We start from the raw sequence: 24,235 nt of genomic DNA on the forward strand, positions 1-24,235 counted from the left end.
CCGAACGAGGGGGCGGAATGTCCGATCGCAAGGCCGCAGTGGGCACGATCGTCGTGGGCGTCGACGGGTCGGCGTCATCGCTGCGCGCGCTCCAGTGGTCCCTTGCGCAGGCCGAGAGGACCGGTTCGAATGTCGTGGCCGTCCTCGCCTGGAGGGCGCCGAGCGGGTACGGCACCGGCTCGCTGGTCCCGCGGGGCGCCCAATGGGCGGCAGATGCCAAGGCGGCGCTCGAATCGAGTGCCGCGCCCGCCTGCGAGGCGCGGCCGCGGGTGCCGGTCGAGCTGCGAGCCGTCGAGGGGCACCCGGCCGCGGTGCTGCTGCACGAGGCCGAGCACGCCGATCTGCTGGTCGTGGGCAGCCGCGGCCGGGGCGCGTTCGCCGGCGCGCTGCTCGGATCGGTGAGCCTCCACTGCATCCGATACGCGAACTGCCCCGTGGTCGTCGTCAACGACAACGCTTGAGGCCGGGTCAACCTGATCCCCCCTCGTTGCCCGAACCCGCCGGGCTGCGGCGTTGCACATCGAGGTGCAGTCGCGCCTGGCCGGCACCGGCAAAGAACCCGACCGACGGCAGGCGGGCGGACTTCAGTGCGACGGTCCCACCGGAGCGTCAGTGCCGCGGACGACCACGACCGGACAGCCGGCGCGGTGCAAGACGTGGTGACTCACCGAGCCGAGCAGTGTCCCGGTGAACCCGCCGTGACCCCGGCTGCCCACGACCAGCAAGTCGGCGTCCCGGGCCGCTTCCACCAGTGCCGCGGCCGGGTGCCCCTTGACGACCCGCTGCTCGATCTCCACCTGCGGCTGGTCGGCCGCGACATGGGAGACGAGGGACGCCAGCGATGCTTCCGCCTCGGTCGCCCATTCCTCCTCGGGGACCAGCAGTCCACCGGTGGCGTAGTCGGTGGGCGCCAGCCAGGCCTGTACTGCGACGACCTTCGCTCCGGTCACGCCGGCCTGCCGGACGGCCCACTCCAGCGCCTCGCGCGACGACGTCGATCCGTCCACGCCCACCACGATGATCCCGTGCGCTGTCTCACGATCGGACATAACGGCCCTCCTTCCCGGACCCTAACCCGAGTGCGAGCGCCGCGGTACCGGTAGCGGCAAAGCCCCCAGGAGCCCTTCCGCCTTGGTACCTGCTGCGAGCCGGCCTGGGGCAGGTGAACCCCCATACGGCACGACATCCGCCCACGGTGAGGACGCAACAACGTGGAGGCGGTCTGGCACGCCCCGGCCCGGCGATCCGCTCGAATTCGGACAACCGGCCGAAGCGGGCTTCCAGCGCACCGTCCAGGGTGAGAATCAAGACCAGCCACGTGAGCCGCCTCGCAGCGTGCGGGCTCGGCGGCACGGGCGCCGGAGGCGAATCGCGATGCTTCAGAACGTCGCAGTGGGCCGAAGCAGCCTGGACACCTACCGTGCCAGTGCGGGCGATGAGGCGGTGGACGAACTGCGCCGGTTGGCGCGGAGCCTCCAGGGGCTGCGCGTGCTGCACCTCAACGCCACCGCTTACGGCGGCGGCGTGGCAGAGATCCTGCGGTCGGAGATCCCGCTCCTGCGCGACCTGGGCATCGTCGCGAGGTGGAAGACCATCCCCGGCTCCAATGAGTTCTTCTCGGTGACCAAAGCGATCCACAACGCCCTCCAAGGCGGCACGCGCGGCGTCACCCGGGCGGAGTGGGAGATCTACGAGCGGACTTCGGCGAAGGCGGCCGCCCATGTCGCTGAGTCCTACGACATCGTCGTCGTGCACGACCCGCAACCGCTCATGCTGCGCAACCTCGTGGGTCGGCGCGACGCGGTGTGGGTCTGGCGCTGCCACATCGACAGCTCGGCACCCGACCCGGCGGTGCTCGAGAGGCTCAAGCCGCTGCTGAGCGAGTACGACGCCGCGGTGTACACCCTCGGCTCGTTCGCCCCGCCGGACGCGCCGCCCCGCCGCGTGGAGGTCATCCCTCCCGCCATCGACCCGATCAGCCCCAAGAACCTCAACCTCGACGACGCGCTCGCGACCGAGGTGCTCGACTGGATCGGCGTCGACGTCACCCGGCCCTTGCTGGTGCAGGTGTCCAGGTTCGACCACTGGAAGGACCCGCTCGGCGTGATCGCCGCCTACCGGATCGTCAAGCGCCGCATGCCGCACGTCCAACTGGCACTGGTCGGCTCGATGGCGCTCGACGACCCCCAGGGCTGGCAGGTCTACCGCGAGATCAGCACCGATGCGGCCGACGACCCCGACATCTACCTGTTCACCAACCTCACCGGTGTGGGCAACATCGAAGTCAACGCCTTCCAGCGCCATGCCGACGTGGTGATCCAGAAGTCGCTGCGCGAAGGGTTCGGACTGGTGGTGACCGAGGCGATCTGGAAGGGCACCCCAGTCGTCGCGGGCCGGGCGGGCGGCATTCCGCTGCAGCTGGCCGACGGTGTCGGCGGTTACCTGGTCGACGACATCGAATCGTGCGCCGAGCGCGTCTTGGACCTGCTGAGCGATCGCGAAGCAAGGCGCGACCTCGCGCTCGCCGGGCGCGAACGGGTCCGGCGTCGGTTCCTGCTGCCCCGTCTCATCGGTGACGAGCTCCGCCTTTACGCGGACCTGCTCGAGCAGGTCCCCACGCCGCCGCGCACACCGGCGGCGGCAGCGGTGAGCGGTGAGGACCGCGACCCGGTGTGCGGGATGCGGCTCGGCCCCCGGGCCGAGCACCAGGTGAGCCATGACGGAAGGCAGTACCGCTTCTGCTCGGCGTCCTGCGCGCGGGAGTTCGCGGAGAACCCGCACCTGTTCCTTCGCACGGCACTGCGGGGCGGGCGATGAAGTGGGCCCCGAAGGATGAAAGCGGAGCGGCCGAGCCGGTTCCCGAACTGCGGCAGGATCCCTTCACCCGAGACTGGGTCCTCATCGCCCCGAGGCGCGCCCTCCGCCCGCACCGGACGCCCGAACCGGCCGCCGAACCGCAGGACTCGGCCACCGACCCGGACTGCCCCTTCTGCCCCGGCAACGAGGACCGAACCCCGGGGGAGGTGTGGCGCAGCGCGGGCGAGGGTTGGTCGGTCCGAGTGGTGCCCAACCGCTTCCCCCTCCTGGCGGCCAGGCCGGGGCTGACCCGGCGCCGCCTCGGCGGCCCGTTCATCACGGCCGACGGCACCGGCTCGCACGAGGTCGTCATCGAGTCGCCGCACCACGACCTCGACCTGCCCGACCTCGACGACGCCGCCGTCACGGCCGTCTTCGACGCCTACCGCGACCGGTCCCGGGCGCTGCGCGACACTTGGCCGGGCGGCCTCGTGCTGCCCTTCCGCAACCACGGCACCGCCGCGGGAACCTCCCTGCGCCACCCGCATTCCCAGATCGCCGCGCTCCCCGTCGTCCCGCCGCGCCATCGACAGCGGCTCGACATCGCCCGCGCCTACCACGATGACCGCGGCAGCAGCCTCCATACCGATGTCACCACCGCTGAGCTGGCCGACGGCACCCGCGTCGTCGCCGAACTCGATCAGGTGGTCGCCCTCGCCCCCTTCGCGTCCACCGCCCCCTACGCGGTGCGCGTGCTGCCGCGCGAGAACGAAGCGTCGTTCGCGGACGTATCGGACGCGACGCTGGCCGCGACCGCCCGAACGGTCCGCCGCCTCCTCGCTGCGCTGCGCGCACTGCTGGGCGATGTCCCCTACAACTACCTGGTCCTGAGCGCCCCTTGCGGTGCAGAGCGCGCCGAACGCTTCTCCTGGCATCTCGACGTGCTCCCGCGGCTCACCACGACGGCCGGATTCGAGCTGGGCACGGGGATAGCGGTCAACCCCGTGCCACCCGAATACGCGGCAGCTCGACTCAGAGGCGCGCTCGGCGCCTCCCGGCCCCAGGGCGCCGACTCGCGCCCAGCCTGAAGCGGACGCTGCCCGCGGGAACCGCACCCGCGGGCTCAGCCATCGGCTCCCTGGCGCGGACGCGCCGGGACGGGTCCTATCAGTGCGATCATGGAGTCGAAGGGAAGACGGCATGGATTCCGCAGGGCCCAGGCAGCTCCTCGACAGGTCACGAACCCACCGCGACGCGCTGCTGCTCCTCACGGCGACCGCACTGCTGCTCGCGGGCGTCGCATTCGCGATCGCAGGCGCCGAAGCAACCGCGGCGGGCCTATGGGTCGCCGCGACCGGGCTCGGCCTGATCCACTCCACATTCACGATCGCGGTGGCCCTGCGCCACCGGCAGCCGTCCGTGGACATCGTCGCCTGGCTGGCCCTCGTCGGCGCCCTGCTCGTACGCGAACCCCTCGCCGGCGCGATCATCGCGGTCATGCTGTTCACCGGCGGCGTCCTCGAAGCCAGGGCCTCCGCGCGCGCCGAACGGGAGCTGAGCGCCCTGGCGACGCGGGCGCCACGGATCGCCCGCCGCGAGGACCACGACGGCGTCCACGAGATCCCCGTGGCCGAGGTCGCCGTCGGCGACCACCTCCTCGTCGGCACGGGCGAGATCGTGCCGGTCGACGGCCGCCTCCTCGAACCCACTTCGTTCGACGAGTCCGCGCTGTCCGGCGAGCCGATGCCGGTCGAGCGGCACGCAGGCGGCGACGTGCGCAGCGGCGTCGTCAACGCCGGACGCCCCGCCCGGATGATCGCGACCGAAACCGCGAGCCGATCCGCCTACACCGGTGTGCTGCGACTGGTCGAGCAGGCCCAGGCGTCAACGGCGCCGTTCGTGCGCCTCGCCGACCGCTTCGCCGTGGCGTTCGTGCCGCTGACCCTCGCCGTCGCGGGCCTGGCATGGTTCTTCTCCGGCGACCCCGTGCGAGCCGTCGCGGTGCTCGTGGTCGCGACCCCCTGCCCCCTGCTGCTGGCCGCCCCCATCGCGATCATGTCCGGCCTCTCCCGCGCGTCGCGCCACGGCGTCATCGTCAAAGGCGGAGCCGCCCTCGAACAGCTCGCCGACGGGCGGGTGCTCCTGTTCGACAAGACCGGAACCCTCACCCGCGGGCACCCCGCAATCAGCGAAGTGATCACCGCCGAGAACACGGACGGCGACGACCTCCTCCGCCTCGCCGCGTCACTCGACCAGTCCTCCGCGCACGTCCTGGCCGCCGCGATCGTCACCGCCGCCCGCGACCGCGGCCTCGCCCTCACCCCGGTGTCCGGAGTCGAAGAAGTGCCCGGCTACGGCCTTCGCGGCAACGTCGACGGCCGCGACATCCGCCTCGGCAAGGCCACCTGGATCATCGGCGACCACCCGATTCCTGCTTGGCTCCGTCGGGCAAGGCGACGGGCCGCCGCAGACGGATCGCTGACGGTCTTCGTCGCCGTCGACGGGCGGCCCGCAGGAGTCCTCCTGCTCACCGACCCGTTGCGCGCCGAAGCGCCACGGATGATGCGCGCGCTGCGACAGGCCGGCATCCAGCGGACCGTGCTCATCAGCGGCGACCGAGCCGACATCGCCGAATCCGTAGGACGGATCGTGGGGATCGACGCCGTCTACGCCGACCGCGACCCCGCCGAGAAACTCGCGATCGTCCAAGACGAGCAGTCCCGGGCCCCGACGATCATGATCGGCGACGGCATCAACGACGCTCCCGCTCTTGCCGCCGCGGGCGCCGGGGTCGCCCTCGCCGCCCGGGGTGCGACGGCTTCGGCCGAAGCCGCCGACGTCGTGCTCACCTCCGACCGCGTCGACGGCCTGGCTGACGCGATCCTCATCGCACGCCGCAGCCGTCGGATCGCCCGCCGCGCGGCCGGAACCGGCATGGGGCTCTCCGCCGCGGCCATGGCGCTCGCCGCCGCGGGCCTCCTGACACCTACCGTGGGCGCCGTCCTGCAGGAAGTCATCGACGTCGCCGCCATCATGATGGCGCTGGCGGTACTGCTCCCCGGACGAACCCACACCGTCGTTCTCTCGGAGGCCGACCGCACTGCGGCCCGGCGGTTGTTCGAGCAGCACAACGCCCTCATCCCGCAGATCGAACAGATCCGGGCCGTCGCCGACGACCTCTCCGCCACCGACACCGGCCTGAACCGGGCGCGTGAGCTGCTCGACCGGCTCGAGCGCGACCTGCTACCCCATGAACGAGCCGAGGAGGAGCAGCTCCTGCCGATCATCGCCCGCGCGCTCGGACCCGACCCGGTCGGTGCGCTCAGCCGCACCCACGCCGAGATCGAACACCAGGTGCGTCGCCTGCGACGCCTCCTCGACGACATCCGCGACCGGCCCGAACCCGAGGACCTCACCGACCTGCGCGCAGGCCTGTACGGTCTGCACGCGATCATGCGGCTGCACAACGCCCAGGAAGAGGAGAACGCTTTCAGTCTGCTCTGAACCGGCCGCCTCGACCGCGTTTCGCCAAGCGGCTATCGCGCAAGGCAGGGCCTGCCAGACTGGAAGCATCGGAACCCGCCGACCGCGACGGTCGGCTTTCAGCGGTCTGGTGGCCCACCGGGCCAGGGAAATCCGAGCGCCATTCCGAAAGGGAGGCCGGTCATGACACTCATATGGTTCATCGTCTGGCTCATCGCGAACCTCGTGGGTACGCGCGAACCCCTGCTCTTTGATCCGGTCAACGCCTGGACCGCGACGTTGATCCTGGCCATCGCCCTCGACCTGACGGGAGCACACGCCGGCAACACGGCGAAGCGACGGGGATGACGACAGGTCGAGCAGCGGCGCATGCCAATGCGGATCCCGGTCGGCGACCGTCACACCTTGTCGTGGACGACGACCACCGGACAGCGCGCGTGGGCCACGACATGGAGGCTCACCGAACCCAGCAGCATGCCGACGAACCCGCCGTGGCCCCGGCTGCCCACGACGAGCAGATCCGAGTCGGCGTCCCCGACCTGGTCCAGGAGGGCCGAAGCCGGATGACCCTCGACGACCCGCTGCTCGATCGCCGCCCGCGACTCCTTTCCGACGGCGGACGCGACGGTCGACTCCAGTGCGGTGCGGGCCTCCTCGCCCCAGTCGACTCCCGGCATCACCATCGCTCCGGTGCCGTACATGGCGGGCACCTGCCACGCCTGCACTGCCACCACGCGTTTGCCGGTCGCCTCGGCCTGCTCCACCGCCCACCGCAGCGCCCGACGCGACGAAGGCGACCCGTCCACGCCGACGATGACGACCCCGCCGCTGGATTCAGGAACGGTCATATCGATCCCCCCTTTCTTTCGGACTCTAACCCGGCCGTCAGGACCTCGCCCCGGTTGCGCCAAAGCTCGAAGAGCACGGACCCGCATTCGACTCGTTCATATCGCACGCGCGCCCGTTTCCGGACGGGTTGCCGCCCGAGCCTCGGTTCATCAAGAGCGGGAGCCGACGGCCCGGTCCGGGCGTTCGGCTCAGTGCTCGACGGTGAGGCGCAGGCCGGTGACCTCTTGCGGGGTGATGGCGATGACGGTGTCGTGCGGGCGCTGCAGCCAGGAGCGGACGCGGGGGCCGAGGCGCTCGGTGCGGCGGCTGTCGGTGATGTCCGCTGCGGTGCCGGCCACGAGGACGCTCCAGCCCAGCCGCGTGTGCCTGTCGATCGCGTCGGCCTGGTAGGCCACATGCGTCCCGGGGTCGGCGAGGACCGCTCGGGCGAACGCCGTGTGATGCCCTGTGTGGACGATGATGAGGCCTTCGACGAGGACGTGGTTGATCGGCCTGATGGTCGGCAGGCCCTCCGAAACGAAGGCGACCCGCCCGAACTCCTCGTGGCCGAGCAGGCCCAGCGCGAGCGTCGGACTCAGTGATGTCGGGATTCGCTTGGCGTCCACGTCCGCACCTCCTCCGGCGCATCCCCCGACGGAACCGACCCCGGCGGGAGCGCGGCGATGCCCCTCGATGCCGACGCTATCAGGACGAGCCGGAGGGCGACGCCGATCCGTCGCGCCCGACATCCGCACGCGATAGAGGCAATGGCCCAGCGCCCGACGCCGAACTGGGGCACCCTGAAAGCGGGAGGACGCGGGTGGAAGAGGCAGACCGAGCACGGCCCCGTCGTCGCATCGTCGTCGGCGTCGACGGCTCGCCGGCGGCGCGGTCGGCACTGCGCTGGGCGATTGAGCAGGCGAAGGCGACCGGCGCCGACGTCGAAGCGGTCTACGCCTGGAAGTACCCGATCAGCTTCGGCGCGCCCGTCCCCCTGCTGCCGGGCGTTGACATCGCCGCCGAAGCCGGCACCGCGCTCGACGCGGCGATCGCCGCGGCCGAAGGCGACACCGGTGTCACCGTGACCCGCCTGGTCGTCCTCGGCGACCCGGCAGAGGCGCTCCTGCGGCAGTCCGCGCACGCCGACCTGCTCGTGGTGGGCGAGCACGGCCGCGACGAGGTCGCCCGGGCCATGCTCGGATCGGTCAGCCAGTACTGCGTCCACCACGCCCCCTGCCCGGTCGTCGTCGTCCGGGTCGGCACCTGACCGCTCAAGTTCTGGTGTCGGATCGGCCGATGCGCCGGCCCAACCAGACTTGCGACAGACCAAGAGCGGCATAGAACGGCTGAAAGAGACTGAACTCGCGGATGAAGGCGACCTCGACGACGATCCAGCCGACGACGAGCACACCCGCGAGGATCGAGAGCGGGCCGCAGTATGCGCTGCCTCGCAGCGCGGCAGCAGCGAGGGCCGCATTCGGTACGGCGACGATGGCGCCCAGTGCGATACCGGCGACCACCGTGCTCTCCCATGGGAGGCGGCTGGTGACCGTCGCTCCCAAGGAGAGCCAGCCGAAGGTGAGGCCGACCGCGCCGAAGGCCGCGGTGACCGTGTTGAACGACGCCACTGCGGCGATGAGCGGGTGGCGGCGCGGTCGAGGACTTGGCGCGGCCATCATCGGGCACCGCTGATCCGGCGCGTTCCGGACGGTTCGCGCGCCCCTCTTTCGGCGGCTCGCTCTCGGAGTCCGCGCGTCATGGCGCTGGACGCCGCGAAGCCGGCCGGGACGACGGCCAGGTGCGTTCGCGCGGTCAACCACCAGGGGCCAAGTCGACGCGCCGCCAGGAGCCCGACAGCGAGTCCGACGCCGATCAGCGATCGACGCGTGGTTCCCATTGCCATGACTCGACGTTACGTGGGTCCGAACACGATCCAAGGGCTTTCTGAGCGCCCGCCTGGCAGGAAGACGATCTTTCGGCCGGTGTGCAGGCTCCCTGACGCGGCTGCGCGGGTCGAGGTCGGTGACGGTGTCGGCGAACGGTCGAAGCTAGCGCAGGTTCGCCGATTCGGCCGTTCCGTCGCGGTCGCCGATCCCGACGGCAGTCTGATCCGGGCGGGCTCGGTCTCGCACCGAGCCCGCCCGCTGCCTCAGGAACCCCCGAGACGGACCTGCGTCGTACCGCTAGCGCTGCAGGGTCAGCAGGCCCGGCCGGTAGGGCAGGAGACCGTAGTCCATGCCGTCAGAGCGGGGGTCGCGTCCCTGGTAGAGGAACTGCAGGTTGCAGGGGTCGATGGTCTTGGTCTGGTCGGGGTTGGTGCGCACCAGGTCGCCGTGGCTGATGTCGTTGGTCCACGTGGCGCCACTGTTGGCCTTGCCTGCGAACGGGTTGGCCTCGGTGGCGGCCTGCGGCGTCCACGTGCCGTTCAGGCTGGTGGCCGTGAACGAGCGGAAGTAGCGGCCCTGGCTGCCCATGGCCTCGACGATCATGAGGTACTGGTTCTGGCCCTGGACCTTGTAGACCTCGACCGCCTCGAACAGGTTCGCCTTCGTGTCGCTCATGACGAGCTGGTAGTTCGTGCCGAAGCTGCTCGGGAAGTTCCCGAGGGGCATGGTGGAGCGGTAGATCTGGCCTTCGTCGTTGGCGAAGAACAGGTACATGTTCTGGTCGTCGGCGATGAGGGTCTGGTCGATGGGGTTGTTCACGGGGAGTTCCCCGTTGAAGAGCTCCTGGTGCGGGCCCCAGCTGTTGGGGTCGGCGGGGTTGGTCGACGTGCGGTAGGAGAACTTGTACGGCCAGCCCCACTGGTAGGCGAGCACCCAGATGTTCTTCGGGGCGAAGTAGATCAGCGTCGGGGCCACCGGGTTGAAGCTCGTCAACCTGGTCTGGGTGGCCGAGGCCATGTCGGACCAGTTGGTGAACGGGCTGAAGACGACCGAGTTCCAGGCGTCTCCGGCGTCGTGCGTGGTCGCGTAGACGAGGTACTGGCCGTTGTGGCGGACTGCGGTGAAGTCCTTGAGCGCGACCTGTCCGTTCTTCGGTTCCGCGAGCGGGCCGGTCGATGTCCAGCGGTAGTTCGACGGAAGCGCGCAGGCGCCACTGCCGCCGTCGACGCGAGCGAGCTGCCATTGCTGGTTGGCGCCGCCCCAGTCGTTGAACTGCACGACGCCCGCGCCGTCGTTGGTCGCCGCGTTCTGGACCTCGACCGCCTTGTTGCTGTTGCGGTTGATCAGGCGTACGTAGCCGCTGTCGGAGTCGGCCAGCCGGAACTGCTGGTTGGCGCCTCCGTGGTCGGTCCACTGGTGGATGGCGGCACCGTCGGCGGTCGACCAGCCGGAAACGTCGAGCACCTTGCCCGAGTGCCGCGCCCTGATCCGGTAGTAGCCGCCGCCGGCGTCCACGAACTGGAACTGCTGGTTGCTGGCGTTCGTGCGGGTCCACTGGTGCAGCAGGGCCCCGTCGGCGGTGGACACGCCGCTGACGTCCAGGGCCTTGCCACTGTTGCGGTTCACCAGCACATACCAGGCGGAGGTGTCGACCGTGGCGGCTAGGGCCGTGCCGGTGAACGGGTTGAGGACGGTCGCGGCGGCGGCCCCGGCGAGCACGCCGGCTCCGCCGAGGAGCATCCGCCTGCGGCTCTTGGGAGTTTCCATCCAGGCCATCTTGGCCTCCTTAGTTGAGATTCGTCGGGTCATGAAGTCGCAGGTTCATCGCATACTTGTTATCGCTCACATCTTGCGACCCAGCTCCGAAACATCTGATGATTTTCCGGCGATTCGAACTATAGAGAGATATCGATGTGTAGTCAATGGTTTGACGGGGGTTTGTTGGCACTCCCGGCTTTAAACTGTCGCGCCCAGCCTCGGTTTCACGGTCGTTTCCCAAGGCCCGCAAGCGATCTCTGAGGGTGACGCGCAGGGCCTGCGATTCGTCTCCGGCAGGAGGCATGAACGCCGGGCCGGTAGGCGCCGGCGTCATCGGTGCGCGGGTCATCAGCGGCGACCGCCCGTCCCGCGTCAGGGAGTTGGGCCTCCGATGGCGGCTCGGTGGTGTCGCGCGCGAGGCGGGCGGGTCGGTCGATGCGGCATCGAGTCGGGGCGCGGCGGCGGGCGCGAAAATTCGCCTCCACTGAGCTCTATCCGAATGCGGCGGTCGCTGCCATACTCACTGGTATCGATACCATCGGACGGAGGACAGTCTTGAGAAGACTTCCGATCGCTTGCGCTACAGCGATATTCGTCAGCATGCTGGTCATCCAGCCCACCCAGGCCGCCCCACCGGAACCGGCCCCTGAGACCACCTCCCACGCCGAGGCGGAGACCGAGGAGCTCCAGCAGCAGGGCGTCCCCGAGCCCCAGCCGTTCGACCAGGCCGCCTTCGACGCGTTCTCCGACGACGGTGACGCCGAGTTCGGCCCCTACGAAGCGGGCTCGGCGCGGGCCGCCGAGAACGGCGCCGTGCGCCAGGAGATCACCGCCGAGTCGCTCGACATGGAGCCGTTCGCCATGGAGGACGCCGCCACCGCGGCCGCCGACGACTGCGCCTCCTCCTACAACTACAACTTCCACGACTACGAGTGCCAGGCGTTCGCCGGCGACTTCGTGTTCCTCTACGACGTCAAGGACAACCCCGGAGACACCCGCGGCGTCCCCGCCGCCGCCGGCGCCAACGGCCGCCCCACCGCGGTCGTCGACATGATCAACGCCATCGCCGAGGCCCAGGCGGCCTACCGGCAGATGGGCTACGACGTCGACCCCGGCAGCGGCCCTTGGGCGGTCATCGTGGGGCTCAACGACACCCAGGAGGGCTGGTTCAACGGCGGCGCGTTCACGCTCCCGTTCGGCGCGAACAGCCAGCCGATGATCATCCTGCCCTCGGACCCGGGCCTGAACGACTCGGACAACTACGACTACCTGCCCCGGCACGAGTTCTTCCACATCGTCCAGTACCAGTACTGGGACGACACCGGCGACATCGGCTGGGCCTACGTGCGCGATTGGATGGGCGGCAGCGACTTCAAGACCATGAACTGGTGGATGGAGTCCACCGCCGAGTGGGCCACCCTCATGTCCTACCGCCTCCAGCCGTACGACCCGCGCAACCCGACCGCCGCGATGATGTACGCCCACGCGATCCCCGAGCACCTCGGTGACCCGGGGCGCGCCCTCAACGCCGCCGAAGCGCTCGGCAGCTCACGCCAGTACAGCACCTTCACACTGGCGTTCTACCTCAACGAGCAGACCGGGAGCGTCTCGGCGGTCCGCAAGACCTGGGAGCACATCAGGGACCACGACTCGACGCCGATCACGGCGATCAAGGCCGTGCTCACCGCGTACGGGCTCGACATCCCCTCCACGCTCCTCGGCTACTCCGTGGCGAACTACCGCCTCGCCGCCGAGCAGGGCGGTGCCCCGCCGAACCCCATGGCCGGCTACGGCTACAACGACACCGAGCGCGACCTTTGGCGCGACTTCCTCATGGGCGACTCGCGCACCGACGACCACCTTCTCGGGGAGTACCGCCCCTACCGCACCACCCGCGCCGTACCCATGGGCACGCAGGAGACCTACGCGGCCGACATCGAACCGGGCGGCTCCGCCTACTTCGACTTCTCGGCCGTCCAGAACTCCGGCGACCCCGCCGACGGCTACCAGTCCCGGCTCACCATCTCCACCGAGGACCGCGACGACCTCGAGTACGTGGCGATGGTCTGGTCGGCGCAGGGCAGCCCCGGCAGCCTCTCGGAGTACCCGACGGCCGCACGCGCGGTCTACCCCGACGCGAACAACACCATCAGCGTCACCGACTACGCCTACCCGATGGTCGTCACCCTCATCGCCACTCGCACCGACCTCCAGACGAACTCGGTCGAGGCCGACGGCGACGGCCGCGAGTACCGGTTCCGCGTCAGGGCCCTGGTCCCGCTCGACCATCCGTCGTGCAACCTCTCGAACCTGACCGTGAGCAACCTCCAGGACGACGGCGTCGCCCCTGAGCAGCAGTTCCTCGACTACGCCGAGTCCACCCCGGACGGCTGGACCGGCGGCGACTCCACCTACTCGGTGCGCCTGCCCGACGGCGACCTGCTGTGGCTGTTCTCCGACACGTTCCTGGGGCCGCTCAACAGCGACGGCACCAGACCGGTCACCGCGCCGCTCATCAACAGCACCTTCGTCAGACAGGACGGGAGCGGCCTCTCCACCATCCAGGGCGGCACCGCCGCGAACCCGGAGGCGATCATGCCGCCGCCCGAGGCCAACCACTGGTACTGGCTCGGCGACGGGATGATCTCGCGCCAGAACGGCACCGACTACCTCCAGGTGATCTTCCAGGAGTACCTGCGGTTCGGTTCGGGCGACTGGGACTGGCGCTTCGACCAGAACGTCGTCGCCACCTTCTCGCTCTCCAACCTCAAGGACCCGATCAGCGTCGAGGCCCTGCCCTCGCAGGCCGGGGCCTGGGGCTCGGCGCTGCTGCCCGCCAGCCAGTCGGGCGACGGCTACACCTACATCTACGGGATCGCCGACGCCCCGACGAACAAGAAGCAGCGGATCGCCCGCGTCCACGGCTCCGACCTCGGCGCCACCGGCAAGTGGCAGTACTGGACCGCCGACGGGTGGACCGCGTACGAGTCCGACACGGGCATCGGCCTCAACGGCATCGCCAACGAGTACTCGGTGACCAAGTGGAACAACCAGTACGTCCTGGTCACCCAGGACTCGACCCTGGCCTTCAACAACCAGGTGTTCGCCTACACCTCCTGCTCGCCGGCCGGGCCCTTCACCAACCAGAGCCTGGTCTACGCGATGCCTGAGACGGGCATGTTCGGCGAGCCCTACCACGACGAGCGGATCTTCGCGTACAACGCGCACCTGCACCCGACGATCAGTTCCGGCAACCGGTTCGTCATGTCCTACAACGTCAACACCTTCGACAGTCGCATGACCGCCGAAGGATCGCACTACACGGACCCGAGCATCTACAAGCCCCGGTTCATCAGCTTCACCCTGAATTAAGGAGCCGCAGGGCCAGCCAGCCGGATCGCTCAATTCGGTCCGAGCCGGCCCGATCGGGGCGGTCCGGCGGTGTTGAACCGCCGGACCGCATCCTCGGACGAGGTTCTCAGCCCAGGTAAAAGGAGGGTGAGGTGTCCGAGATGCGATCGCAGACAAGGGGCCGCGCACCGGTCCTTGGCCTGATGCCGGCGGTGATCGTCGGTGCGGCCTGCGCTCGGGCGAATGCGGGTCGGCTGGAGTGAGCTCTCCTCAGCCGCGACCCGGCCCGACGACCTCGATTTCCGGGCCTTCGACCCCGCTGGTGACGCGGGTCCGGGCGATCGGGGCTGATGCGGCATCGGGCGGACTCGCCGGGATCGCATCGGGGGCGGCGTCGTGGATGACCGGGAGCCTCGTCCAGCGGAGCAGGGTGCGGAGCTGGCCTGCGGTGTGCTGGATCGCGGGGTCGAGGCCGAAGCGCATCGCGGCTTCGAGCGCCCGGGTCTCATCGCGGAGGCGCATGGCGCGGCTGCGCTGGTCGGCGAGTTCGATGACGGTTTCGCGGCGCCCGGTCTCGGAGAGCAGCACCAGGACCGGCCGGTGGCTGCCGGTGTTCTCGCGTGCCTCGGCGCTGCCAGGCCGGGAACCGGGCACCTTCTCCAGGCGCACTTCCGAACGGGCCCGGGAGAGGTCGAAGGTCTTGGGCACGCGCCGTCCGAGCCTCACGACGGTCAGCTGAGTGCCGTCGAGGTACAGCAGATCGCCCGCGCCGGCCCGGAGCGCGTAGCCGACGCTGAGGGGGCCGAGAAGGAAGACGAGGCCGAACACGACGCCGGTGCCCTCGTAGGAGAGTCCGGTGCCGCTGCTGCTGCGGAAGCTCGAGCCGTGATAGGCGGTCCACTCGAATCCACCGTCCATGGTTCCTAGGACGACGGACACCGCGAGGAGGGCGAACCCGAGGCAGGCGCCAATGATCCGCGTGCGGCGGACCAGGACCGAGGTGCGCTCGGGGCCGAGGAAGGTGCCGATTCGCGACTCCATGCGCCGACCGCTGAATGATTTACCGGACATTGAGAGACCTGATCCCATAGGGCGGGGGTTTCGATAGGGCGTCGATACTAGCCGACGACCGGACAGGCAGGGGTGGCGATCAGCGGGGGTCTGCGAGAACCTCTGTGCGTCAGCGTGATCGGTCGACTTCGGCTGCATCTCGGTCAGCATCCGTTCGTCGGGCTGGACGGCGGCGGCCTGGGTTTCAGGCCTGGCCGCCGGTCGCATCGGACGGGGCGTCGCCGGGAGCGGTGTCGAAGGGAGCCGCGTCGAAGCCGCGGAAGTCCTTGTACGCCACGACGTTCCGGGACCGCAGGATTTTCAGGGCCCGTTGCCGGACCTTCCGGAGGACCTCGATGTCGCGCGGCGACAAGGATGCGGCCTCCACCGCCGGGGGCTTCTCGGTGACCCGCAGCCGGACGTGGACGACGATGACGCCGACCGCGAACGCGGTCAACAGGAGGAACGGCACGGCCAGCACGGCGTTCGAGGCGAACTCCCACGTGCGGAAGAGCGCCGCCCCGAGCGACAGCGTCGCGATCACGATGATCATCACCGTGATGCCGTGCATGGTCCGGTCCCACTGCCGGTACGGCGTCAGCAGCCACGGCACGAGAAGGCCGAGGACTGCGCAGGCGGACAGGCCGGTGCCCGCCCACGCGACGGGAAGCAGCGCTTCGTTGTCGATGGCGCCGGTGAGCATGACGATGCCCAGCGACACCGCCGCGCACAGGGAGAAGATCGTGAACGCGAAACCGAGCCCGGCCACGGCCCTCCCCAGCGCCGAGCGCCGGTACCAGCGGTTCGCGAGGGCCAGCTCCACGTGCGCGTAGTCGAGCACGACGCGGTTGAGCGCCTCGATCTCGAACGGGGAGAAGTTGTCGTGGGTCGTCGCCCATTCGTTGGGCTGGATGGCGGCGGCCTTCGGCATCAGACTTCCTCGGTCTCGGTCTCGGTCTCGGTCTTGGTTGCAGTGGGCACGGGGTTTCCGCCTTTCGCGTCGAATTCGCGCCAGCCGACGTGGCGGCGCTCGAGCACTCGCCGCCATTCGCGCTCGCTCAGGCCGTCAAGCTCGTTCCAGTACCCCAGGGGCATCTCGCCGACCCGAATCCGGTCGGCTTCGTCGAGGTCGACCAGCCTGCGGTGGACGACGACCTCGAGCAGCCGCTGCCGCGCCTTCATCGCGCGCGTCCGCTTGTCGCCCTTCGGCCCGCGTCGCGGGGGCTTGCGGTTCTTCGGCCGCCCTTCCGGTTTCGAGAAGGCGTCGAGCAGGAACGTGGCCGTGCCGATGACCGTCGTCGCGATGATCAGCAGCGGCAGCCAGCCCTCGGCCGTGAAGGGCGAGAGCGCGAGCATCACCCACGAGGCCGCGGCGGCGAGCGTGCTGGTTCCGGATATGACGAGCGTGACCGGGCTTCGGCGCCGCGTCTGCCACCATATGCTCAGATACGAGCCGACGCTGATCACCCCGAACCCGTACAGGATCGTCGCAGGCGAGAGCCAAACGTCGGCGGCTGCTTGACTGTCCTGGGCGACGGCGGCCGCGATCACCGCGAAACCGACCACTGCGCCTCCGAGGGTCGGCAGCCCCATGAGCGCGATGAGGACCCAGGCGACCACGCCGACCAGGCGTACAACGAAGGATCCGGGCAGCGGCGGGTAGTCGCGCGCGAGCACTGCCGCTTCGGCATCGCCCCAGCTGAACGGCCGCGAGAATGTCATGTCCCGGGCCCAGGAGTCGACCGCCTCGCGCGCCCATTCGCCTTCGGCCGCATCGGTCTTGCGCGCCCAATTCTCGACCGGCTTCGGAAGCCCCATCGCTGCTCCTACTCACAACCGCAACCGCTGGTGGATTGCCGGCGAACCCGTTCTCGTCTTTGCCCGCCCGATTCACGCGACGGACCGAAAGCACTCATGGTGCCGCGAATTCTACGGAACCCGCGCAAGAGGTCGTCGCCATGCGTGCGGCGGTGGAACAGCGATTGCATGCGCCGATCGGCGAAGTTGCGTCCGGTTCCGCCGCCGCTGAGGAGTCGCACCGGCCGCAATCCCTGCAACAGTGCCTGACCGAGATCGAGGCGCGGGTCGCCGCCTACCGGGCCGGAGTGCGCCGGCCGGTGCTGTCCGAGCGGCTCGGCATCGGGCGGACCAGCGTCAAGAAGCTGTGCGTCCCAACCCGTCCCGACCAGACCCGTCACATCGTCACTGGAATTGAACAAGATCGGTGGCGGCGCTCCCGTACGATGCGGCGGAAATCGCCTCAAAGTTACGGAGCCCCCGGTGAGCGACGACGAACGGTCCTGGCATTGGCACGAATACCCCGTCGGTCTGGGGGGCGAGGTCGCGCGCGCCAGCGTTCGCGCCCTGTTCGCATTCCTCATCGGCTTGGCGTCGGCCTTCGTCCTCATGATGATCGGCGCCATCCTCGCCGAGGAGCACCTGTTCAACGACCCCGGACTCGAACACGCCATCGACGACCTCTCGCGCATGAGCGCCGGCATGATCATGGTGTTCGCGCTGGTCGCATGGGCCGCCTTCGCACTGGCGGTCTTCCTGCGCGAACTGACCACCTCCAGGGCGCTCGTCAAGGCCGCCGCCGGCGGCGCGTCCCGCCACGAGGTCCCCTCGCCCGACCAGGTCATCTCCGTGACCCGCGAACCGGCGACCCAGCTGACCGTCTTCGGCTGGGGCAACGCCGCCATGGCCGGAATCCTCGGGATCGTCGCCCTCGGCATCGCGATCGCCGAGGGCGACAGCTCCGAGGACGTGCTCATCTTCGTGCTCCTCATCGGCTACGCCGCGCTCATGGCCCTGCTCGGCTTCGCCGGCCCCAAGTGGCTCACCCCCGCCCACGAACGGCGCCAGGCCCTGATCGCCGCGAACTGGAGCTCCAGCGACGAGGCGGCCGCCTGGAAGCGGTCGTTCCGGTCGTCGGGCAAGGCGAAGCTCCTCTCCGTGACGCCCGCCGAGCGGTTCCTCTTCGCCGCCGCCGCGCTGCTCGTCCTGGGTTTCGTCGCGCTCCAGGCGTCAGTGGCGATGCGCTGCGGCACCACTCCCAGGCCCGGCGCGCAGTGCGACGAGGTCACCTACAACTCGTTCATCGAACGCCTCCTCGCCGTGGGTTTCGTGGTCTTCGCGGTCCTGCTGCCCTTGGCCGCGATCCTCGCGGTCGCCGGCATGCTGCTCGACTGGCGCCAGCGCCGGGCCGAACGCGCCGAACTGCTCGCCAAGCTCGCCGACCCGCGCGCGGGCCGCCCGGAGGAGGACCTCCTCCGCAACCACGCCCAGCGGCGCACGCACCCGCTGGCGCTGGTCGGGGCGGCCCTGTCGGGGGTCGGCCTGGTGTTCGGCGTGTCCGCCTACCTGGTCGGCCAGGGCAAGGGCCTCGGCTCGGAGGACGTCTTCGCCGTGTACCGCGAGGAGTCGCTCCTGGTGGTGGTCGTCTCGGCGGGCCTGTTCCTCGCCGCACTGCTGGGCAACGGCATCGCCAACGTGCGCGGCCGGGACCTCCGCAACGAGCTGATGCGGCGTTGGCCCACCCGGCCGGTCTGGTCCGCGGGCGAGGACGGCCAGATCCTGCGCGCCAAGCGCGGCCCGGCGCTCCACGCTCCCCGCTACGTCAAGGTCAGCAAGAACTCGAGCTCCGGCTGACCGACAGGAGACCGATCGGCGGCACGGGCGAACGCGGTGGTGCGCCCGGCGGCGGCTGACTGCCGAGCAGTACTGGCCCCCAGCGAGGAACAGGCGCGATACCCACGATGCCCTGGGGGCGGTTCCGGCTCCCGCGTGCTGCCGGGACCCCTCCCGGGCTTGCCGGGCTACAAAGACGACACCGGCCAGTGTCGTTCAGCCTGAGGAGTCCTCATGAGCCGCAATCTGATTGCCCTTCCCGTCGCAGTCGTCGCCGTCCTGGCCGCGACCGGCTGCGGCAGCGGCGGACCCGCTGAGGAGGCTTCGACCTCCGAACCGGTCGCGACGACCGGATCACCCAGCCCCACCGAGGAGCCCACGCCGACTGAGGAGCTCTCGCCGACCGAGGAGGCCCGACCGACCGACGACACCCCGCTCGAAGCGGCCGACGGCACCGACCTCGACGCCTGCTTCGACGGCACTTGTGAAGTGGTCGTGGAGGCCGGGACGGGCATCGGGTTCGATGACAAGTTCGACGTCGGCACCGTGCAGGTCACCGCGATCACCGACGACGGCGTCACGCTGGTCCTCAGGGACGGCATGAGCAGCACGTCCTTCGGTGTCGGCGGCGGCGGCGCCTCGGGCGGGGCCGACGGGACCGAGCTGCTCGGATACACCCTCATGTCGGTCTCCGGCGACACCGCGATCATTGCGTTCTATCCCGAGGCGCGCTAGCGCAGCGGCCCAGCCCGACCTTGTGGATTCCGTGGACCGCCGATGAGCCGCCGTCCGCCTTGCGGCGTCACTCGGTGGCCTGTCGGATTCGGCGGGCGATGACGGTGTAGACCTCGCGGGCGCGGTCGCGGTCGCCCAAGTCGTAGGCGTGGTCGGCATCGGGGACGTTCACGTGCTCGACCAGGGCTCCGGCCTGCTGAAGGCGGCGGGCGTACCGTGCCCCCTCGTCATGGAGCCGGTCGAGTTCGGGCGTGATGACGAGCGCGGGCGCGATCCCGGTGAGGTCGGCGGTGTCAGACGGGCCGGCGGGGGAGACGAGCCGGTCGGCGCGCGCGGCCGGGTCGGGCACGTACGTGTTGTCGAAGACCTCGCACATCCAAGGGCGCAGCACCGGATTCGCCGCGGCCGTCGGCTTGTCCTTCGCGGTGACGGTCAGGTCCAGCGGCGCGTAGTGCAGGACCTGCAAGGCGATCGGCGGGCCTCCGAGTTCGAAGGCCTGCCGGGCGACCGCGGCGGCGATGCTCCCGCCCGCGCTCTGCCCGCCCACGGTCATCCGCGCGCCGTCCCAGCCGTGTTCGCGCCCGTGCGCGGCGATCCACTGGACGACCTGGAACGCCTGAAGCGTCGGCGCGGGGAACCGGTGCTGCGGCGCGACAGCGTAGTCCACGTTCACCACGACCGCACCGGCCTCGGCCGCCAGGCAGCGGCACAGCGGGTCGTCGAATGCCATGCCGCGCATGACGAACCCGCCGCCGTGGAAGTTCACGTGCACCGGCGGGGCGGCCTCGCCCGCGGCGGGCCGGTAGACGGCGGCGCGGGCGGGTGCGACCGGCGCCGGGATCTCGATGTCGCTCACGTCCCCGGCGAACTCGGGGAAGACCTCCCGGTTCACCCGCTCGATCGACCTGAGGCCCAGCGGCATCGAGGCCTGCATGGTCCGGGCCACCGCGGACGAGATCCAGCGGACTCCCAGCACCGACATGTCCGCCCCGCTCTCTCGCGAATCCTTAATCCGACACTTGTCGGAAAGCCTACACTGGGATCGTGCCGACGCCATCCGCGAAGCCCCGCCCCCGCCGCTCGCGGGCGGCCATGGAGGCCGCCCTGCTGGAGCTCATCGCCGAACGCGACCTCGCCCAGGTCGCGGTCTCGGACGTCACCAAGCGCGCAGGCGTCAACCGTTCCACGTTCTACGAGCACTACACGGACCTCGCGGACCTGGCCGCCTCGGCGTGCACCGTCCAGTTCGACGAGTTCGCGGCGGCCGCCCCGCGTCCCAGTGCCGGTGCCGACCTCGCATGGACCGAGCGCGCGCTGACCGGCTTCTACTCGCACATCGCCGAGCACGCGCACCTCTACCGACCGCTGCTCGGCGCCGGAGGCAGCGCGCGCGTCATCAACCACCTGCTGCAGCGCATCACGACCGGCACGCACGACCGCAGCCCCGTCGCGGACGAGCACGACCCGGGCGCCGCCTTCATCGCGGGCGCCGTCCTCGGCACCGTCATCGACTGGCTCGCCCGCGACTGCCCCGGCACCCCCGCCCGCATGGCCGCCTCGACCGCCCCGCTCCTCATCGCCACCGTCACGACCTTCGAGAGGTAACGCATGAGCACCACCCGTGAACAGCCGCTGGACGCGCGCGAGCGCCTCGACCTGTGCGACCTGCTGGACGATCTCGGCCCCGACGCCCCGACGCTCTGCGAAGGCTGGACCACGCTCGACCTCGCCGCGCACCTCGTGCTGCGCGAGCACTTCTCCAAATGGACCGAGCCGAAGATGACCGCGGAGAAGGCCAAGGGCCTCCCCGCCCTGACCGCCCGCCTCCGCGCGGGCGCCCCGCTCATACCGTGGCGGATCCCGGGCGTCCGCAACCTCCTCAACGGCACCGAGTACCTGATCCACCACGAGGACATCCGCCGCGCCAACGGCCTCGCGCCCCGCACCGACCGCCCCGACCTCGACAAGACCGCCTGGGCGGCCGCGCGACTCGCCGCCCGGGGAGCCGCCCGCAGGATCCGCCCGCACGGCCTCGAACTGCGCACGCCCGCAGGCGAAACCCGCCACTACGGTCCCGCAGGAGGAGCCGTCCTCACCGGCGCCCCGGTAGAACTGCTCCTCTATCTCAGCGGCCGCCGGGAAGCCGCCCGAACCGATCTCACCGGCGACCCCGAGGCCGTCGCCGCCCTGGAGAACTGACGCGCCGCAGCGCTCGATCCCCGCCCGTCCGTTTGGAGGAAACCGAGAAGTTCCACGGCGACGGCCGGGCGCCAAGCGCGTATCCCTGTGGGATCCCTACAAAGCGTGTCCACTTCGTCTGAATCGTCGTTTGACGGGCTGGGGATGCTTGCGGCATGACATCGTTGCCTCCCGAAGAGCGTCACGCACCCACCACCGCACCTTGGAAGATCGTGGTCATGGTGATGGCGACGCTGGTATGCGTCGGACTCCTCTGCCTCGTCGCCGCGGCGTGGCTGTCCGGGCTCGGCTGCTTCGATCCCGAGTCCGCGAGCTGCCCGTCAGACGAGGAGTGGCAGGACCGGTTGGCGCTATCGATCGGCCTGCTGCTCGGTGGTCTCGCAGTCGTCGCGTTCATCGCCGTCGCCATCGGCATGCCCAAGACCGGGATCGGCTTCGTGGTCGTCGCCATCGCGCTGGCCTGCTGGATCGGCCAGAACGAATACGCCCGCGGCCTCTTCCGGCCCGACCCGCCTCCCGCCACCGAGTACGAGTACGACCCTGCCCAGTGCATTCCGCGAAGCGGCGGCGACAGCGAGTGCCCCGGTGGATGACGGCGCCGTGATCGACCTGCTCAGGTCATCGACTTCAGCGGCACGCGCAGTGCGACTCTCCACCCTCCGAGGCTTGTCGGCCCCGCTTCGAAGGTGCCTCCCAGCAGTTCCGCACGCTGTTTGAGGCCGATCAGGCCGTGCTTCGCGCTCGGCAGGGGGACCACGGGCCGTCCCGGCGCCGCGTTGACCACCGCTGCTTGGACCGCGCCGTCGTCTTGGGCGACTTGGATGTGGACCGCCGCGCCGGGGGCGTGCTTGCGGGCGTTCGTCAGCGCTTCCTGGACGGTGCGGTAGATAGCCCGTTGGACCGGGGGGCTGAGTTCCGGCAGGGGGCCCGTCTCGAGGTGCGCCTCCATGCCGGCGTTGTCGACGAGTGCGCCGAGCTGGTCGAGGGTGGGCTGGGGTGCGAGGCCGTTGCCCGAGCCGCCTCCGGCGCGCAGGACGCTCACCATGTACCGCAACTCGTCCAGGGTGCGCGCCGCGAGCGTGCGGATCGTGTCCGCGGCTTCGATCGAGACCGATTCCCGGGTGCTCACCTGGAGCGCTCCGGCCCGCACCGCGATCAGGCTGACCTGGTGGGAGACGACATCGTGCATCTCGCGCGCCAGGTGGGCGCGCTCCTGCGCGAGCACCTTCTGCGTCGCGAGCGCCTGCTCGTGTTCGCGGACCTCGCTGATCTCCTCCAGGCGCCGCGACAACTCCCGCTTGGTCTGGAGCAGCTGCCCCAGGAACACCGCGGCACCCGCGGGCGCCAGTGAGTACACGCCCCAGACCGGCCAGGCCGATTCGGCCAGGATGTCGCCGCCGCCCCACCACGGAGCGATGGTCAAGCCCGCGTACACCAGGGCGCATCCGCCCAGCAGCCAGCGATTGCGGGTCGCGCACGCGACCGTGAACAGCGCGATGAGCGATGCCGCGGACTGGCCCATGAGCAGCGGCATCGGGAGCGTGGCGATGAAGACCGCCAACGGGAACCGGCGGCGCACCGCCAGCGCGAGCACCCCGGCCACCAGGACGATGTCGTCCCACCAGTTCCCGGGCATGTAGTTGAACGCCAGGTCGGCCCCGGCCACGGCGATGAGGGCGACGTCGAGGAGGACGGCGGGCCAGCGTGATCCTGAGTGCCACCAAGCCGTCAGGCGGGCCGCGAGCGAGGTCATCGCTGCTCGCCGGTGTCGAGCAGACCCGCGCGCTCGGCCAGGAGCGCGGCTTGGACCCGGTTGGCGACCTGGAGTTTGGCGAGGATCGCCGAGACGTGGTCCTTGACGGTGCCGACGCCCAGATAGAGGCGCGCGGCGATGTCGGCGTTGGACAGTCCGTCGGCGAGGTGCACGAGGACGGCCCGTTCCCGGTCGGTCAGGGTGTCGATGAGGACGGTGTCGGCGGGCTGCCTGCGGGTCGACGCGAGGTAGCCGTCGACGACGGTGGAGGTGACCTTCGGGGAGAGGACCACGCCGTCGGCGGCGAGGGTGCGCACTTGCAGGGCCAGGTGGTCGGGGGCGGTGTCCTTGAGCAGGAACCCGGCCGCGCCCCGGTGGAGGGCGGCGGCGACGTACTCGTCGTTGTCGAAGGTGGTGAGCATGGCGACAATGGGCGGCGACGGCTTCGAGAGCATGCGGTCGAGCACGGTCAGACCGTCCACATCGGGCATGCGGATGTCGAGCAGCACGATGTCGGGGTGCAGCCGTTCGGCCTCGGCGACGGCGCGGGCGCCGGTGACTGCGCCGACGACCTCGATGTCCGGCGCGGCGTTGAGGATGAGCTCGATGCCGCTGCGGATCAACGCCTCGTCGTCGACGATCAGAACCCGGATCACGGCCGCTCCTCCATTGTCGTTTCCACGGATCGATTCGTAGCACGCCTGAGCCTCGCCCCGCTTCCATCGCGGCCGTTCCCCAGCGTTTCCCGCCGGTCGGCGGGGGACCT

24 protein-coding genes are annotated in these 24,235 nt (G+C 70.2%); 12 read left to right on the plus strand and 12 right to left on the minus strand.

The genetic code is table 11. The features are described from left to right. The first annotated feature begins 17 nt into the window (after positions 1-17). Positions 18-461 carry a universal stress protein gene (locus AB0K52_RS12580; protein ID WP_363530332.1) on the plus strand — a complete coding sequence of 148 codons (444 nt, stop codon included), beginning with the start codon at positions 18-20 and terminating at the stop codon, positions 459-461. Between the two features lie 123 nt (positions 462-584). On the opposite strand, the gene AB0K52_RS12585 is transcribed toward AB0K52_RS12580, so the two are convergent. Further along, positions 585-1,049, minus strand: a complete 465-nt coding sequence (locus tag AB0K52_RS12585; RefSeq protein ID WP_363530335.1) for a universal stress protein — start codon at positions 1,047-1,049, stop codon at positions 585-587. A 325-nt stretch (positions 1,050-1,374) separates the two neighbouring features. On the opposite strand from AB0K52_RS12585, the gene AB0K52_RS12590 reads away from it, so the two are divergent. The 4 genes from AB0K52_RS12590 (at position 1,375) to AB0K52_RS12605 (ending at position 6,627) form a co-directional block, all read left to right on the plus strand. Further along, positions 1,375-2,817, plus strand: coding sequence for a glycosyltransferase (locus tag AB0K52_RS12590; protein WP_363530338.1), 1,443 nt, complete (start codon positions 1,375-1,377; stop codon positions 2,815-2,817). Then, positions 2,814-3,884 carry a galactose-1-phosphate uridylyltransferase gene (gene galT, locus AB0K52_RS12595; protein WP_363530341.1) on the plus strand — a complete coding sequence of 357 codons (1,071 nt, stop codon included), beginning with the start codon at positions 2,814-2,816 and terminating at the stop codon, positions 3,882-3,884. Before AB0K52_RS12590 ends, galT begins: the two co-directional genes overlap by 4 nt. Before the next feature lie 112 nt (positions 3,885-3,996). After that, positions 3,997-6,300 (plus strand): heavy metal translocating P-type ATPase, encoded by a 2,304-nt coding sequence (locus AB0K52_RS12600; protein WP_363530344.1) that lies wholly within the window; start codon positions 3,997-3,999, stop codon positions 6,298-6,300. A 162-nt stretch (positions 6,301-6,462) separates the two neighbouring features. Further along, positions 6,463-6,627: a hypothetical protein gene (locus tag AB0K52_RS12605; RefSeq protein ID WP_363530347.1), complete on the plus strand. Its 165-nt coding sequence runs from the start codon at positions 6,463-6,465 to the stop codon at positions 6,625-6,627. Positions 6,628-6,677: 50 nt separating this feature from the next. On the opposite strand, the gene AB0K52_RS12610 is transcribed toward AB0K52_RS12605, so the two are convergent. After that, on the minus strand, positions 6,678-7,127 hold the full coding sequence (locus AB0K52_RS12610) for a universal stress protein (protein ID WP_363530350.1): 450 nt from the start codon (positions 7,125-7,127) through the stop codon (positions 6,678-6,680). Between the two features lie 189 nt (positions 7,128-7,316). Continuing rightward, positions 7,317-7,733, minus strand: coding sequence for a pyridoxamine 5'-phosphate oxidase family protein (locus AB0K52_RS12615; RefSeq protein ID WP_363530353.1), 417 nt, complete (start codon positions 7,731-7,733; stop codon positions 7,317-7,319). A 194-nt stretch (positions 7,734-7,927) separates the two neighbouring features. Between AB0K52_RS12615 and AB0K52_RS12620 the strand changes: the two genes are divergently transcribed. Then, entirely contained in the window at positions 7,928-8,374 is a 447-nt protein-coding gene (locus AB0K52_RS12620; protein WP_363530355.1) for a universal stress protein, read from the plus strand. A 4-nt stretch (positions 8,375-8,378) separates the two neighbouring features. Here the strand turns inward: AB0K52_RS12620 and AB0K52_RS12625 are convergent, their stop codons facing one another. Continuing rightward, positions 8,379-8,735, minus strand: coding sequence for a hypothetical protein (locus AB0K52_RS12625; protein WP_363530358.1), 357 nt, complete (start codon positions 8,733-8,735; stop codon positions 8,379-8,381). A gap of 555 nt (positions 8,736-9,290) precedes the next feature. Continuing rightward, the gene (locus AB0K52_RS12630) at positions 9,291-10,769 is read right to left on the minus strand and encodes a non-reducing end alpha-L-arabinofuranosidase family hydrolase (RefSeq protein WP_363530361.1); all 1,479 of its coding nucleotides are present in this window, start codon (positions 10,767-10,769) and stop codon (positions 9,291-9,293) included. A gap of 582 nt (positions 10,770-11,351) precedes the next feature. Here AB0K52_RS12630 and AB0K52_RS12635 point away from each other — a divergent pair. After that, positions 11,352-14,123: a DUF5005 domain-containing protein gene (locus AB0K52_RS12635; RefSeq protein WP_363530364.1), complete on the plus strand. Its 2,772-nt coding sequence runs from the start codon at positions 11,352-11,354 to the stop codon at positions 14,121-14,123. A gap of 249 nt (positions 14,124-14,372) precedes the next feature. Here AB0K52_RS12635 and AB0K52_RS12640 read toward each other — a convergent pair whose 3' ends face one another. The 4 genes from AB0K52_RS12640 to AB0K52_RS12655 form a co-directional block, all read right to left on the minus strand. Further along, positions 14,373-15,143, minus strand: a complete 771-nt coding sequence (locus AB0K52_RS12640) for a hypothetical protein (protein ID WP_363530367.1) — start codon at positions 15,141-15,143, stop codon at positions 14,373-14,375. 214 nt (positions 15,144-15,357) lie between these two features. Next, complete coding sequence (locus tag AB0K52_RS12645) at positions 15,358-16,083, minus strand: hypothetical protein (protein ID WP_363530370.1); 726 nt, start codon at positions 16,081-16,083, stop codon at positions 15,358-15,360. Next, positions 16,083-16,970 (minus strand): hypothetical protein, encoded by an 888-nt coding sequence (locus AB0K52_RS12650; protein ID WP_363530372.1) that lies wholly within the window; start codon positions 16,968-16,970, stop codon positions 16,083-16,085. The genes AB0K52_RS12645 and AB0K52_RS12650 overlap by 1 nt, the downstream gene beginning before the upstream one ends. Positions 16,971-16,978: 8 nt before the next feature. Next, on the minus strand, positions 16,979-17,350 hold the full coding sequence (locus tag AB0K52_RS12655) for a hypothetical protein (RefSeq protein WP_363530375.1): 372 nt from the start codon (positions 17,348-17,350) through the stop codon (positions 16,979-16,981). A gap of 82 nt (positions 17,351-17,432) precedes the next feature. On the opposite strand from AB0K52_RS12655, the gene AB0K52_RS12660 reads away from it, so the two are divergent. Continuing rightward, positions 17,433-18,803 carry a hypothetical protein gene (locus tag AB0K52_RS12660; RefSeq protein WP_363530376.1) on the plus strand — a complete coding sequence of 457 codons (1,371 nt, stop codon included), beginning with the start codon at positions 17,433-17,435 and terminating at the stop codon, positions 18,801-18,803. A gap of 213 nt (positions 18,804-19,016) precedes the next feature. Beyond that, entirely contained in the window at positions 19,017-19,517 is a 501-nt protein-coding gene (locus AB0K52_RS12665) for a hypothetical protein (protein WP_363530379.1), read from the plus strand. Between the two features lie 67 nt (positions 19,518-19,584). On the opposite strand, the gene AB0K52_RS12670 is transcribed toward AB0K52_RS12665, so the two are convergent. Further along, entirely contained in the window at positions 19,585-20,499 is a 915-nt protein-coding gene (locus tag AB0K52_RS12670) for an alpha/beta hydrolase (protein WP_363530382.1), read from the minus strand. 62 nt (positions 20,500-20,561) lie between these two features. Between AB0K52_RS12670 and AB0K52_RS12675 the strand changes: the two genes are divergently transcribed. From AB0K52_RS12675 to AB0K52_RS12685, 3 genes are all read left to right on the plus strand, one after another. Beyond that, positions 20,562-21,122: a TetR/AcrR family transcriptional regulator gene (locus AB0K52_RS12675; RefSeq protein WP_363530385.1), complete on the plus strand. Its 561-nt coding sequence runs from the start codon at positions 20,562-20,564 to the stop codon at positions 21,120-21,122. 3 nt (positions 21,123-21,125) lie between these two features. Then, entirely contained in the window at positions 21,126-21,716 is a 591-nt protein-coding gene (locus tag AB0K52_RS12680) for a maleylpyruvate isomerase family mycothiol-dependent enzyme (RefSeq protein WP_363530388.1), read from the plus strand. A 155-nt stretch (positions 21,717-21,871) separates the two neighbouring features. Continuing rightward, positions 21,872-22,309 carry a hypothetical protein gene (locus AB0K52_RS12685; RefSeq protein ID WP_363530391.1) on the plus strand — a complete coding sequence of 146 codons (438 nt, stop codon included), beginning with the start codon at positions 21,872-21,874 and terminating at the stop codon, positions 22,307-22,309. A gap of 20 nt (positions 22,310-22,329) precedes the next feature. Here the strand turns inward: AB0K52_RS12685 and AB0K52_RS12690 are convergent, their stop codons facing one another. After that, positions 22,330-23,469, minus strand: a complete 1,140-nt coding sequence (locus AB0K52_RS12690) for a histidine kinase (protein WP_363530394.1) — start codon at positions 23,467-23,469, stop codon at positions 22,330-22,332. Beyond that, positions 23,466-24,125: a response regulator transcription factor gene (locus AB0K52_RS12695; RefSeq protein WP_363530396.1), complete on the minus strand. Its 660-nt coding sequence runs from the start codon at positions 24,123-24,125 to the stop codon at positions 23,466-23,468. Before AB0K52_RS12695 ends, AB0K52_RS12690 begins: the two co-directional genes overlap by 4 nt. Positions 24,126-24,235: the final 110 nt, after the last annotated feature.

Source organism: Glycomyces sp. NPDC049804 (assembly GCF_040674615.1).
In the GTDB taxonomy this organism is placed as follows: Bacteria; Actinomycetota; Actinomycetes; order Mycobacteriales; family Micromonosporaceae; genus Glycomyces; species Glycomyces niveus.

Bases quoted from the DNA above. Each gene is read 5' to 3' on its own strand.
- AB0K52_RS12580 (WP_363530332.1), top strand. From the start codon at position 18: ATGTCCGATCGCAAGGCCGCAGTGGGCACGATCGTCGTGGGCGTCGAC.
- AB0K52_RS12680 (WP_363530388.1), top strand. From the start codon at position 21,126: ATGAGCACCACCCGTGAACAGCCGCTGGACGCGCGCGAGCGCCTCGAC.
- AB0K52_RS12585 (WP_363530335.1), bottom strand. From the start codon at position 1,049: ATGTCCGATCGTGAGACAGCGCACGGGATCATCGTGGTGGGCGTGGAC.
- AB0K52_RS12690 (WP_363530394.1), bottom strand. From the start codon at position 23,469: ATGACCTCGCTCGCGGCCCGCCTGACGGCTTGGTGGCACTCAGGATCA.
- AB0K52_RS12610 (WP_363530350.1), bottom strand. From the start codon at position 7,127: ATGACCGTTCCTGAATCCAGCGGCGGGGTCGTCATCGTCGGCGTGGAC.
- AB0K52_RS12605 (WP_363530347.1), top strand. From the start codon at position 6,463: ATGACACTCATATGGTTCATCGTCTGGCTCATCGCGAACCTCGTGGGT.
- AB0K52_RS12645 (WP_363530370.1), bottom strand. From the start codon at position 16,083: ATGCCGAAGGCCGCCGCCATCCAGCCCAACGAATGGGCGACGACCCAC.
- AB0K52_RS12665 (WP_363530379.1), top strand. From the start codon at position 19,017: ATGAGCCGCAATCTGATTGCCCTTCCCGTCGCAGTCGTCGCCGTCCTG.
- AB0K52_RS12670 (WP_363530382.1), bottom strand. From the start codon at position 20,499: ATGTCGGTGCTGGGAGTCCGCTGGATCTCGTCCGCGGTGGCCCGGACC.
- AB0K52_RS12635 (WP_363530364.1), top strand. From the start codon at position 11,352: ATGCTGGTCATCCAGCCCACCCAGGCCGCCCCACCGGAACCGGCCCCT.
- AB0K52_RS12640 (WP_363530367.1), bottom strand. From the start codon at position 15,143: ATGGAGTCGCGAATCGGCACCTTCCTCGGCCCCGAGCGCACCTCGGTC.
- AB0K52_RS12650 (WP_363530372.1), bottom strand. From the start codon at position 16,970: ATGGGGCTTCCGAAGCCGGTCGAGAATTGGGCGCGCAAGACCGATGCG.
- AB0K52_RS12590 (WP_363530338.1), top strand. From the start codon at position 1,375: ATGCTTCAGAACGTCGCAGTGGGCCGAAGCAGCCTGGACACCTACCGT.
- AB0K52_RS12630 (WP_363530361.1), bottom strand. From the start codon at position 10,769: ATGGCCTGGATGGAAACTCCCAAGAGCCGCAGGCGGATGCTCCTCGGC.
- galT (WP_363530341.1), top strand. From the start codon at position 2,814: ATGAAGTGGGCCCCGAAGGATGAAAGCGGAGCGGCCGAGCCGGTTCCC.
- AB0K52_RS12600 (WP_363530344.1), top strand. From the start codon at position 3,997: ATGGATTCCGCAGGGCCCAGGCAGCTCCTCGACAGGTCACGAACCCAC.
- AB0K52_RS12685 (WP_363530391.1), top strand. From the start codon at position 21,872: ATGACATCGTTGCCTCCCGAAGAGCGTCACGCACCCACCACCGCACCT.